The 11753-nt window shown below is 65.5% G+C and carries 10 protein-coding genes; 1 reads left to right on the top strand and 9 read right to left on the bottom strand.

Translation table 11 applies throughout. The features are described 5' to 3' along the window. Positions 1–26: 26 nt before the first annotated feature. From QA635_RS20430 to glyA, 9 genes are all read right to left on the bottom strand, one after another. Positions 27–182: a hypothetical protein gene (locus QA635_RS20430; RefSeq protein ID WP_167350400.1), complete on the bottom strand. Its 156-nt coding sequence runs from the start codon at positions 180–182 to the stop codon at positions 27–29. 88 nt (positions 183–270) lie between these two features. Beyond that, the gene (locus tag QA635_RS20425; RefSeq protein ID WP_076834360.1) at positions 271–2391 is read right to left on the bottom strand and encodes a sodium-translocating pyrophosphatase; all 2121 of its coding nucleotides are present in this window, start codon (positions 2389–2391) and stop codon (positions 271–273) included. Positions 2392–2676: 285 nt separating this feature from the next. Further along, complete coding sequence (gene thiL / locus QA635_RS20420; protein WP_283071318.1) at positions 2677–3678, bottom strand: thiamine-phosphate kinase; 1002 nt, start codon at positions 3676–3678, stop codon at positions 2677–2679. Positions 3679–3828: 150 nt separating this feature from the next. Next, positions 3829–4323 carry a transcription antitermination factor NusB gene (gene nusB, locus QA635_RS20415; protein WP_016844994.1) on the bottom strand — a complete coding sequence of 165 codons (495 nt, stop codon included), beginning with the start codon at positions 4321–4323 and terminating at the stop codon, positions 3829–3831. A 2-nt stretch (positions 4324–4325) separates the two neighbouring features. Further along, entirely contained in the window at positions 4326–4817 is a 492-nt protein-coding gene (ribH, locus tag QA635_RS20410) for a 6,7-dimethyl-8-ribityllumazine synthase (protein WP_283071316.1), read from the bottom strand. Between the two features lie 234 nt (positions 4818–5051). Beyond that, positions 5052–5660 (bottom strand): riboflavin synthase, encoded by a 609-nt coding sequence (locus QA635_RS20405; protein WP_283071722.1) that lies wholly within the window; start codon positions 5658–5660, stop codon positions 5052–5054. A gap of 110 nt (positions 5661–5770) precedes the next feature. Then, complete coding sequence (ribD, locus tag QA635_RS20400; protein WP_283071314.1) at positions 5771–6931, bottom strand: bifunctional diaminohydroxyphosphoribosylaminopyrimidine deaminase/5-amino-6-(5-phosphoribosylamino)uracil reductase RibD; 1161 nt, start codon at positions 6929–6931, stop codon at positions 5771–5773. Continuing rightward, entirely contained in the window at positions 6928–7410 is a 483-nt protein-coding gene (nrdR, locus tag QA635_RS20395; protein ID WP_016844999.1) for a transcriptional regulator NrdR, read from the bottom strand. Before nrdR ends, ribD begins: the two co-directional genes overlap by 4 nt. A gap of 27 nt (positions 7411–7437) precedes the next feature. After that, entirely contained in the window at positions 7438–8739 is a 1302-nt protein-coding gene (gene glyA / locus QA635_RS20390) for a serine hydroxymethyltransferase (protein WP_157341026.1), read from the bottom strand. Between the two features lie 606 nt (positions 8740–9345). Here glyA and QA635_RS20385 point away from each other — a divergent pair. After that, positions 9346–11622: a TonB-dependent siderophore receptor gene (locus QA635_RS20385; RefSeq protein ID WP_283071312.1), complete on the top strand. Its 2277-nt coding sequence runs from the start codon at positions 9346–9348 to the stop codon at positions 11620–11622. Positions 11623–11753 lie beyond the last annotated feature (131 nt).

Here is an 11753-nt window from a genome sequence, read left to right as displayed (position 1 = left end):
CTTTCCTGACCACGTTGCGGCCAACGCTACGAAGACTTGTTGATCTTCTTGACCTTGGCGTCGGTCGCTTCAATCGACATCGCCAGTTCCATGATCGCCTTCGAGAGCAGCTCGATGGCCTCCTTCTGATCCTGCGATTTGGAGGCGCGGAGCGCGTAGTTCCGTGCGGATGAGAGCGACATCGATTGATCTCCGTGTTGTTCGCGTCTGGTTCAAAAATAAAACCCCGCGGCTTTCACCGCGGGGCTTCGTTTCAGTCGTGTCCGCCGCTCAGTGCGCCAGGATCGCCAGCAGCAGCAGCGCCACGATGTTGGTGATCTTGATCATCGGGTTCACCGCCGGGCCCGCCGTATCCTTGTAGGGATCGCCGACGGTATCGCCGGTCACCGCGGACTTGTGGGCGTCAGAGCCCTTGCCGCCGTAGTGGCCGTCCTCGATGTACTTCTTGGCGTTGTCCCATGCGCCGCCGCCCGAGGTCATCGAGATCGCGACAAACAGACCGGTGACGATGACGCCGAGCAGCATGGCACCGACCGCGGAGAATGCCGCCGACTTGCCGGCTGCGCCGCCGCCCGCGATCGCATAGATCAGGAAGTAGACTACGATCGGCGACAGCACCGGCAGCAGCGACGGGATGATCATCTCCTTGATCGCCGCCCGGGTCAGCAGGTCGACCGCCTTGCCGTAGTCCGGCTTGTCGGTGCCCTGCATGATGCCGGGCTTCTCGCGGAACTGACGGCGCACTTCCTCGACGATCGCACCGGCGGCGCGACCGACCGCGGTCATGCCCATCGCACCGAACAGATACGGCAGCAGGCCGCCGAACAGCAGGCCGACCACGACGTAAGGATTGTTCAGGGAGAAGTCCGGGTTGACGCCCTTGAAGTAGGCATGGGCATTGGAGTCGCTGATGAAGAATTTGAGGTCCTGGTTATAGGCCGCAAACAGCACCAGCGCGCCGAGACCGGCGGAGCCGATCGCGTAGCCTTTGGTCACCGCCTTGGTGGTGTTGCCGACCGCGTCGAGCGCGTCGGTCGACTTGCGCACCTCCTTCGGCAGCCCCGCCATCTCGGCGATGCCGCCGGCGTTGTCGGTGACCGGGCCGAAGGCGTCGAGCGCGACGATCATGCCGGCCAGCGCCAGCATGGTGGCGGTCGCGATCGCGATGCCGAACAAGCCGGCCAGGCTGTAGGTGACGAGGATGCCGGCGATGATCACGATCGCGGGCAGCGCGGTCGCTTCCATCGAGACCGCGAGGCCCTGGATCACGTTGGTGCCGTGACCGGTGACCGAGGCCGAGGCGATCGACTTCACCGGGCGATAGTCGGTGCCGGTGTAGTATTCGGTGATCCAGATGATCAGGCCGGTGACGACGAGACCGACCACGCCGCACCAGAACAGCGCCATGCCGGTATAGTCGACGCCGTCGAGCTTGCCGAAGCCGACCAGCCAATTGATCACGAGCGCGACGCCGACCAGCGACAGGATGCCGGTGGCGATCAGGCCCTTGTAGAGGGCGCCCATGATGGACTGGCTGGCACCGAGCTTGACGAAGAAGGTGCCGATGATCGAGGTGATGATGCAGATGCCGCCGATCGCGAGCGGCAGCGTCATCATGTTCACCAGGATCGGCGTCTTGGCGAAGAAGATCGCCGCAAGCACCATGGTGGCGACCGCGGTCACCGCATAGGTCTCGAACAGGTCAGCCGCCATGCCGGCGCAGTCGCCGACGTTGTCGCCGACGTTGTCGGCGATGGTGGCCGGGTTACGCGGATCGTCCTCGGGGATGCCGGCCTCGACCTTGCCGACGAGGTCGCCGCCGACGTCCGCACCCTTGGTGAAGATGCCGCCGCCGAGACGGGCGAAGATCGAGATCAGCGAGGCGCCGAAGCCGAGCGCCACCATGGCGTCGACCACTGTGCGGCTGCCCGCTTCCAGACCCATGAACTTGACCAGGATCATGAAATAGATGGTGACGCCGAGCAGCGCGAGCCCCGCAACCAGCATGCCGGTGATCGCGCCCGCCTTGAAGGCGAGCTCGAGGCCGCCGGCGAGCGAGGTGGTTGCCGCCTGCGCGGTGCGGACGTTGGCGCGCACCGAGACGTTCATGCCGATGAAGCCGGCAGCCCCCGACAGGATGGCGCCGATCGCAAAGCCGATCGCCACCGGCAGGCCCAGGAAGTAGGCCAGCACCACGAAGATCACGATACCGACCATGCCGATCGTAGTGTACTGCCGCCGCAGATAGGCCTGTGCGCCCTCGCGCACCGCGGCCGCGATTTCCTGCATGCGCGGATTACCCGCATCCGCGTTCAAGACCGACTGCGTCGCCCAGATCGCGTAGACGATGGAAAGCGCCCCGCAGAGCACAATCAACCATAAAGCTGTCATGTTGCCTCAGATCCTTGATGTAACCCCCGCGCCTTCTTGTGCCGCTAGGGGGCGGCAGGCGCTTATTTTGCGAGGACAATCCTCCCCAAAAACGGATTGCCTCAAATCGGGCGCGACCTTGCCAAAATCGTTACCGCTGTGCAACGCCACCTGTGGCCGAAAACGCCGATATCGGCAGCTATTTAGAAGGAAAATCGGCGCGATCAGGCGCGGGAAGTCCAGCGCTGCTTCCGTTCCAACGCGTTTTCTTAATGCGAACCGGTGCCCGCTTCGCTCGAAAACGCTCTAGAAATGGCTGTAGGACAGCCGCTTCAACTTCAGTTCCCGCCCCTGCCCGTCAAGGAAGCTTGGTGGCGACAAGCCTGCGATCAGGCCGCCGATTGCGGTCACCGCGACCTTTGCCTGCCGTGCGTCGCGCAGAAACGCGTCGACATGATCGCTCGGGACCGCGCACAAGAGCTCGTAATCATCACCGCCGGCCACCAAGGTCTCGATACCGATCGCCTTGCGCGCGAGCAGCCCTGCGGCCGCGGACGACAACGGGATACTCGGCACGTTGATCACGCCCGCCACACCACTGGCTGCGCAAAGCTTGGTCAGATCGCCGGCAAGCCCGTCGGACACATCCATCGCGGCGCTGGCGTGGGTGCGGACGGCCGTGGCCAAGGCGTTGCGCGGCTGCGGAACACGGTAACGGGCGGCAAGAAAATCCCGCCCGACGACATCGTCCGCCAGAGCCGCGGCGACCGGGCCACCCCGGAGCACATCGAGGCCGAGCGCGGCGTCTCCGATCGTGCCCGTGACGAACACACGGTCGCCCGCCTGTGCCCCTGCGCGATGCACCATCGTGCCCTGCGGCACCCGGCCGAACGCAGTGATCGAGATCATCAGCGGCCCCGGCGTCGAGACCGTGTCGCCGCCGAGCAGCGGGCAGCCGAAATGCGCGGCGTCCTCGCCGAGCGCCCGGGCAAACGGCTTCAGCCAGGCCTCCTCGGCGCCGCGCAGCGCCAGCGTCAGCACGAAGCCCGCCGGCACCGCGCCCTTGGCGGCGATGTCCGAGAGGTTCACCCGCAGCGCCTTGCGCGCCAGCGTGTCGGGCGGATCATCGCCGAGGAAATGCACGCCCTCGACGATGGCGTCAGTGGTGACCACGATGTCTTCGCCATCAGCCCTCAGCGCGGCGGCGTCGTCGTCGAGCCCGAACGCCCCCGGATCGGTCGCGAGCGGCTTGAAATAACGCGCGATCAGGGAGTCTTCGCCGGAGGTATGTTTGCTTGCTTGGGTCATCAACCCGTCATCCTGAGGTGCGAGCGAAGCGAGCCTCGAAGGATGCACGGCCCCGATGCGACCGTCGCGCCACGCCGTCGCCCTTCGAGGCCTCCGCTTCGCTACGGCACCTCAGGGTGACGGCTACGGAGGCGGGCGGCATCGCGGCACCTAGCTCCGCACAAACTCGTCGCCGCGGAACTGGCGCGCGATCTGGTCGAGCACGGCGTTGACCATGCCGGTTTCGTCCTTCTCGACGAAGGCGTGCGCGACGTCGACATATTCGGAGACCACCACGCGGCCCGGCACATCCTTGCGGTGCTCGAGCTCGTAGGAGCCTGCCCGCAGCACCGCGCGCAGGATGGCGTCGATCCGCTTCAGCGGCCAGCCCTTCGACAGCGCCTCGTCGATCAAAGGATCGAGCCTGGCCTGGTCGCGCACCACGCCGGAGACCACGTCGCGGAAGAACGCGGCTTCCGCCGGCAAATATTTCTCGCCCTCGACCTCGTTGCCGAGCCAGTGGCTCTCGAACTCGGCGAAGATGTCGTTGATGCCGGCGCCGCCGATGTCCATCTGATAGAGCGCCTGCACCGCCGCGAGCCGTGCCGCGCCGCGGCGGTTGGCTTTCCTGTCGGGGGCTTTCGCGGGCTTCTTGTTGTCAGCCATGGTCAAGCCTTTGCCAGGCGGCGTTTGATCCGCAGCATCGCCAGCGCCGCACGCGCCGCGTCGCCGCCCTTGTTGAGTTCGCTGGCGCGCGCCCGCGCCCAGGCCTGCGCCTCGGTGTTGACGGTGAGGATGCCGTTGCCGAGCGGGAATTTCCGGCTGACGGCCAAATCCATCAATCCGCGCGAGGACTCCTGCGAGACGATTTCGAAATGGATGGTGTCGCCGCGGACCACGCAGCCGAGCGCGATCGCCGCGTCATAAGGCTTGCCGTTCGTTTCAGCCGCATCGATCGCGATCGCGATCGCCGCCGGGATCTCCAGTGCGCCCGGCACCGTGATCACGTCATGGCTGGCGCCTGCGGTCTTGATCTCTGCAAGCGCGCCTTCCAGCAGCGCATCCTGGATGTCGTCATAAAACCGCGCCTCGACGATCAGCACGCGTGCGCCGGTAACGTCGGTCTGGTCCTTCAGGGGTGCGCGCCGCGCGTCAGCCATTTACGTATCCATTTCATATTGTTGACATTTACCGATAACGTTGGATGTCAACGTTTCGCGAGTTTGTAGTCGCCCCGACGACTGAAGCCAAGCACGAATGCCTCAGGCACTGTCATTCCGGGATGGTCCGAAGGACCAGACCGCAGGTGCACAATAGTGCACCGGGGAATCTCGAGATTCCGGGTTCGATGCTTCGCATCGCCCCGGAATGACTGCCGCTTGACGGCTATGCCGTCATTTCATCTCCGACAGCCGCGCCGCGTAGCGGGCCATCAGATCGACCTCGATATTGACCTCGCTGCCGGCCTTCCAGCCGCTCAAGGTCGTCACGGAAAGCGTGTGCGGGATGATCAGCACCGAAAAGCTGACGTCGTCGACCGTATTCACGGTCAGCGACACGCCGTCCAGCGTGACCGATCCCTTCGCCGCGATGAAACGCGCCAGTTCGCGGCTGGTTCGCAGCTCGAAGCGCGCCATGTCGGGCAGATCGTCGCGCTTGACGATGGTCGCGATGCCGTCGGCATGCCCGGCCACGATGTGACCGCCGAGTTCGTCGCCGATCTTGAGCGCGCGCTCGAGATTGAGCCGGCTGCCCTGTCCCCAATGCTTGGCAGTGGTCATGCCGAGCGTCTCGGCCGCCGCATCGACATCGAACCAGGTCTTGCCGTCAGCCATGCCGGAGGCGACCACCGTGAGGCAGACGCCATTGCAGGCGATCGAGGCGCCGTCGGCGATCGTGGTCTGGTTGTAGTCGCAGGCAATCCGCATCCGGTGCAGCTGCCCCTGCGCGACCTGCTTCAGGCTGGTGATCTCACCGATATCGGTGACAATTCCCGTGAACACAACAAACCTCTTACTCTTCGTCATGGCCGGGCTTCACCCGGCCATCCACGACTTACTTCACTGCTGGCGACCAAGACGTGGATGCCCGAGTCAAGCCCGAGCATGACGACCTAGGATCGATCGTAGATAGTCAAAACGTCTTTGGCCAAGGCTTCGCTAGCACGAAGCCGGAAGGCGGGCGACTGCGTGATTGCGTCGAGCGGCATTGCGTCCAGCGCGGGAACGCCGTCGGCACCGATCGCATCGGGTCCGCGCAACAGCCAGATCTCGTCGACAAGGCCGGCTGCCACGAAAGAATTTGCCACGCGCGATCCGCCCTCGACCAGCAGCCGCGAGATCCCCTTCTCCGCCAGCGCATGCAGGACGGACGGCAGATCGAGCCCTTGGGGCGCGCCGGCGGCGACGCGGATCACCTGCGCGCCGGCGGCACCTAGCTTCACCGCGGCAGGCGCCTCCGCCATGTCAGAGGTCAGCACCCAGAGCGGCGTCTCGCGCGCCGAATGCACCAGGCGGCTGTCGCCTGAAATGCGCAGCGCACGGTCCAGCACCAGGCGCACCGGCGAGCGCGCCGCCATCCCGGGCAGGCGGCAGGTCAAGAGCGGATCGTCCGCCTTGACCGTGCCGATGCCGACCAGGATCGCATCGCTCTGCGCGCGCAGCAGATGCACGCGGGTCCGCGCGGCCTCTCCGGTGATCGTAACCGGCTCATGGCCGCTGGCAGCGATCTTGTCGTCGGCGGACACCGCGAGCTTGAGGATCACATGCGGGCGCTTGTCGCGGATACGGCGGAAGTGCCCGGCATGGTCGCGCGCGGCCTCTTCCGCGCACAGCCCGACATCGACCGCGATGCCTGCGGCACGCAGCCTGGCGTGCCCCTGCCCCGCGACTTCCGGATTGGGATCCTCGATCGCCGAGACGACGCGGGTGAGCCCGGCCGCCACCACGGCGTCGGCGCAAGGCGGCGAGCGGCCGAAATGCGAGCACGGTTCGAGCGTCACGTAGAGCGCGGCGCCGCGCGCGGCATCGCCGGCGCGCCTGAGTGCCTCGACCTCGGCATGCGGCCGGCCGCCTGCTTGCGTCCAGCCGCGTCCGACGATCACGCCGTCCTTGATGATGACGGCGCCGACCGCCGGATTGGGCCAGGTGCGCCCGAGCCCGCGCCGGCCAAGCGCCAGCGCCAGCTGCATGAAGCGCAGATCGGCCGCCTTTGCCGCTTCCTTGGCCTCTTTGGCCTTCTGCGCGAACTGGTCTTCCAGAATGCGGAAGATCATTTGCGTAGCGTCGCGAGCCGCGGGTCCTCTTCGCCGGTCAATTCGTCGAGCACGGCCTCGAAGTCCTTGGCCTCGCGGAAGTTACGATAGACCGAGGCGAAGCGCACATAGGCGACGTCGTCGAGTTGGCGCAGATGCTCCATCACGATCTCGCCGATCGCCTCCGAGGAGACCTCGGCCTCACCGCCGCTTTCGAGCTCGCGCACGATGGTGGACACCATCTTCTCCACCCGCTCGGATTCCACCGGGCGCTTGCGCAAGGAGATCTGCAGCGAGCGCACCAGCTTGTCGCGGTCGAACGGCACGCGGCGGCCGTTGCGCTTGATGACGGTCAGCTCGCGCAGCTGCACCCGCTCGAAGGTCGTGAAGCGGAAGTTGCAGGCCATGCAGACGCGACGCCTGCGAATGACCGCGGAGTCCTCGGTCGGACGCGAGTCCTTGACCTGCGTGTCGAGAGAATTGCAGCTCGGGCAGCGCATCCGACGGGACCTCTAGCAGCGACCTTTTTACTGATAGATCGGGAAGCGATCGGTCAGCGCCTTGACGCGCTCCTTGATCGCGGCCTCGACCAGCGGCGCCTTGCCGTCCGGCGACTGCGCCAGCGCGTTCAACACTTCCGCGATCATGCCGCCGACCTGCTTGAACTCGGCGACGCCGAAGCCGCGCGTGGTCGCCGCCGGCGTGCCGAGCCGCAGGCCGGAGGTGACGAACGGCTTTTCGGGATCGAACGGGATGCCGTTCTTGTTGCAGGTGATGGCGGCGCGCACCAGCGCCTTCTCGGAGATGTTGCCCTTCAGGCCCTTCGGCCTGAGGTCGACCAGCATCAGGTGGTTGTCGGTGCCGCCCGAGACGATGTCGAGGCCGTGGCCGCGCAGCGTCTCTGCCAGCGCCTTGGCGTTCTCGACCACGTTCTTGGCGTAGACCTTGAAGTCCGGCCGCAGCGCTTCGGCGAACGCCACCGCCTTGGCGGCGATGACGTGCATCAGCGGACCGCCCTGCAGGCCCGGGAAGATCGCCGAGTTCAGCTTCTTGGCCAGCGTCTCGTCATTGGTGAGGATCAGGCCGCCGCGCGGACCGCGCAGCGACTTGTGCGTCGTGGTGGTGGTGACGTGGGCGTGCGGCACCGGCGAGGCATGCACGCCGCCGGCCACGAGGCCCGCGAAATGCGCCATGTCGACCAGCAGATACGCGCCGACGGAATCCGCGATCTCGCGGAAGCGCTTGAAGTCCCAGGCGCGCGAATAGGCCGAGCCGCCAGCGATGATCAGCTTCGGCTTGACCTGCTCGGCCTGCTTCTGGACTTCGTCCATATCGATGATCTGGTCCTCGCGGCGCACGGTGTAGTGCGCGGCCTTGAACCACTTGCCGGACATGTTGACCGGCGAACCGTGGGTGAGATGGCCGCCGGCGGCGAGGTCGAGGCCCATGAAGGTGTCGCCGGGTTGCAGCAGCGCCAGAAACGCCGCCTGGTTCATCTGGCTGCCGGAGTTCGGCTGGACGTTGGCGAAGCCGGCGCCGAACAGCTTCTTGGCGCGCTCGATCGCCAGCGTCTCTGCGACGTCGACCCACTCGCAACCGCCATAGTAGCGCGCGCCCGGATAACCCTCCGCGTATTTGTTGGTCATCACCGAGCCCTGCGCCTCCAGCACGGCGCGGCTGACGATGTTTTCCGAGGCGATCAGCTCGATCTCATGACGCTGCCGGCCGAGCTCGCCCTTGATCGCGGCAGCGATCTCGGGATCGGCCTGGGCGAGGGTCGCGGTGAAGAAGGAATCGGGCGCGGAAGCGGTCTTGCTGGACGAGGTCATCGGCGAAATATCTCCACCGCCGCAAGCCTTTAGGCAGGATGCGGACGGTCACGAGTGGCGGTCGAAGCTGGTTTCAGAGCGTTATCACATCGCCCCAAAATGGCCAAGCGGTTGCGGTCCCTGCCGGTCAATTATGCCAGATATGGTGGGGATGGCGGGGATTGCCAGCCGGCCGGACGGCCGCCCCCGCCGCCCGGTTCCCGCCGCGCGGCCAGCACGGCTGTGGCAGCCGCCGAGTGGAACGTGACTCCCCTTCCCGACCGCGCAGGACCGCGGACGAGACAACTATCGCCTCGAGGTTTCAACGCGTTGCTCGCGCAACCGCGCGACATCGGACTGGCTTGATCATGTCGCGCGCGATCGCGATGCATCGACTCACGAGATGACGAGACAATTTTTGAATCGTTCGATTTTTGAATCGTTCAACACTGGATCGATTCAAGGCTCTCACGCGATGCGTGCAATTGCGCGTCATACGCCGTTGTCTCCCGGTCACACAGCCGAGCTTTGCGTGCAACTTCGACAGCTTCTAACCGCACGCAGGCTGCTCGCGAAAATCACCGTGATAACGACTCGCTCAAGATTTTTTTATGGAGCGTGGAATAAATGTCGTGCAGGTGGATTCGGCCGCAGCGGTTTGCTGCTTCGGCTGTCGCGGTGCTTTCGGTTGTCGGTGCGGACGATGTCTTCGCCCAGACGCAATTGCCGTCCGTGACAGTCGAGGCGCCGCAGCGGCAAGCGGCGCGGTCGCAGCAGCCCTCGCAGCGGACCACGCGCGCACGCAGCGCCTCGCGCCGCGCGACGGCTGCCCCGGTGGGCGCGCAGCCACAGACTGCTCAGCAGCCCGCGGGCGCCAGCGGCGGGCACGAACGCGCCAACGGCCCGGTCACCGGCTATCTGGCGCGGCTGAGCGCCAGCGGCACCAAGACCAGCACGCCGATCATCCAGACCCCGCAATCGGTGTCGGTCATCAGCGCCGAGCAGATCCGCGACCAGAAGATCGTCAGCAAGTTCGACGAGGTGCTGCGCTACACGCCGGGCGTCATCGGCGGCACCTATGGCGCCGATTTCCGCAACGACTGGTTCATGATCCGCGGCTTCCCCGCGCAGAACGAGTCGCTGTTCCTCGATGGCCTGCAGCTGTTCTACACCTCCTATGCGAGCTGGAAGCTGCAGCCCTTCAATCTCGAGCGCGTCGAGGTGCTGCGCGGTCCGTCCGGCATCCTGTATGGCGGCTCGGCGCCGGGCGGCCTCGTCAACGCGGTGAGCAAGCTGCCGCAGGCCGAGCCCATTCGCTACATCGAGACCGGCGTCAACAATTTCGGCAACGCCTATACCCAGTTCGACATCGGCGGCGCGACGGCGCAGCCCGGCAATGGCCAGGTGCAGTACCGCCTGGTCGGCCAGGCCCAGGGCGGCGGCACCCAGACCGACTATGTCTACGACAACAATTTCTTCTTTGCCCCATCGGTGACCTGGCGGCCCGATGCCGACACCAGCCTCACCGTGTTCGGCATGGCCTCGCACAGCAACACCCGCGCGCTGAACTTCCTGCCCTATGTCGGCACCGTCACCAACGCGCCGTTCGGCCGGATTCCGACCAGCCTGTTCGTCGGCGATCCCAGCGCCGACCAGTTCCGCCGCGACCAGCAGATGGTCGGCTACCAGTTCCAGAAGAGCGTGACTGACAGCGTCGATTTCCGCCAGAACGCGCGCATGGCGCATGTCGACGTCTATTACGCAGGCCTCTACGGGCTCGGCTACGCGACGACGCCGGCCGCCGCCGACATCACCCGCGGCAATTTCTACACCCGCGGCATCGCCACCCAGCTCAACCTCGACAATCAGCTCGAATACCGCTTCACCACGGGCGCGCTGCAGCACACCGCGCTGGTCGGCGTCGATCTGAAATATTACGGCATCGACGACCGCCAGGGTTTTGGCATGGGCACGAATCTCAACGTGCTCAATCCGGTGTACGGCACCAACCTGCCGTATAGCGGCCCGCTCTATCAGAACGGTTATCTCGCCCAGGGCATGGCCGGCCTCTATCTGCAGGATCAGGTCAAGCTCGACCGCCTGACGGTCGTGCTGTCCGGACGCCAGGACTGGGTCGATCTCACCAACAACAACCGGATCGGCGCGTCCCAGGGCCGCGACGACAGCAAGTTCTCCGGCCGTGTCGGCGCGATCTACAATTTCGACAGCGGCGTTGCGCCCTACGTCTCCTACATGACAGGCTACAATCCGGTCATCGGCACCACCGCGTCCGGCCAATTGCTGCTGCCGGAAACCTCCGAGCAGACCGAGGTCGGCGTCAAGTACGAGCCGGTCGGGCTCAACGCACGGTTCGGCGTCGCGTATTTCGACCTGAAGCGCAAGAACGCGCTGACAACAGATCCGAACAACCCGCTGTTCCAGACCCAAAACGGCGAAGTCACCTCGCGCGGCGTCGAGCTCGAGGCGGTCGCGAACATCACGCGCGATTTCAAGCTGGTGGCGAGCTACACCAATTACGAGCTGTTCGTCAGCAAGGACCTCAATCCCGCGCTGATCGGCACCGTGCCGACCAACGCGCCGCGGCAGCTCGCATCAGCGTGGACCGACTACACCTTCCGCGACGGCCCGCTCACGGGCTTCGGCTTCGGCGGCGGTGTGCGCTATGTCGGCTCGTCCTTTGCCGACACCGCGAACACCGCACGCGTCCCGGGGGTCGTGCTGGGCGATCTCGCCTTGCATTACGAATGGGACAACAACTGGCGCGCGGCGCTCAACGTCGTGAACGTCACCGACAAGATCTATGTCGCGAGCTGCGCGACCATCAGCTCCTGCTACTACGGCGATCGCCGCCGCATCACGGCGAGCCTCGCCTACAAATGGTAAGCTGAACTTTCAGTTCACGGAAAATCATGTGACCGAGAGGCGGCATCCGGCCGCCTCTCTTTTTTCGCTGTCGTCAGGATGGTGTCAGCTTGTCGCGCTAGGTTTCGCGTCGCGGCGATATTTGCCGTGCC

The sequence above is a fragment of the Bradyrhizobium brasilense genome (assembly GCF_029714345.1).
Taxonomy (GTDB): Bacteria; Pseudomonadota; Alphaproteobacteria; order Rhizobiales; family Xanthobacteraceae; genus Bradyrhizobium; species Bradyrhizobium australafricanum.
Note: the sequence above shows the minus strand (reverse complement) of the source record. Positions and strands in the feature narration are given on the sequence as shown.

Bases quoted from the DNA above. Each gene is read 5' to 3' on its own strand.
- QA635_RS20425 (WP_076834360.1), bottom strand. From the start codon at position 2,391: ATGACAGCTTTATGGTTGATTGTGCTCTGCGGGGCGCTTTCCATCGTC.
- nusB (WP_016844994.1), bottom strand. From the start codon at position 4,323: ATGGCTGACAACAAGAAGCCCGCGAAAGCCCCCGACAGGAAAGCCAAC.
- QA635_RS20430 (WP_167350400.1), bottom strand. From the start codon at position 182: ATGTCGCTCTCATCCGCACGGAACTACGCGCTCCGCGCCTCCAAATCG.
- glyA (WP_157341026.1), bottom strand. From the start codon at position 8,739: ATGACCTCGTCCAGCAAGACCGCTTCCGCGCCCGATTCCTTCTTCACC.
- ribH (WP_283071316.1), bottom strand. From the start codon at position 4,817: ATGGCTGACGCGCGGCGCGCACCCCTGAAGGACCAGACCGACGTTACC.
- nrdR (WP_016844999.1), bottom strand. From the start codon at position 7,410: ATGCGCTGCCCGAGCTGCAATTCTCTCGACACGCAGGTCAAGGACTCG.
- QA635_RS20385 (WP_283071312.1), top strand. From the start codon at position 9,346: ATGTCGTGCAGGTGGATTCGGCCGCAGCGGTTTGCTGCTTCGGCTGTC.
- ribD (WP_283071314.1), bottom strand. From the start codon at position 6,931: ATGATCTTCCGCATTCTGGAAGACCAGTTCGCGCAGAAGGCCAAAGAG.
- thiL (WP_283071318.1), bottom strand. From the start codon at position 3,678: ATGACCCAAGCAAGCAAACATACCTCCGGCGAAGACTCCCTGATCGCG.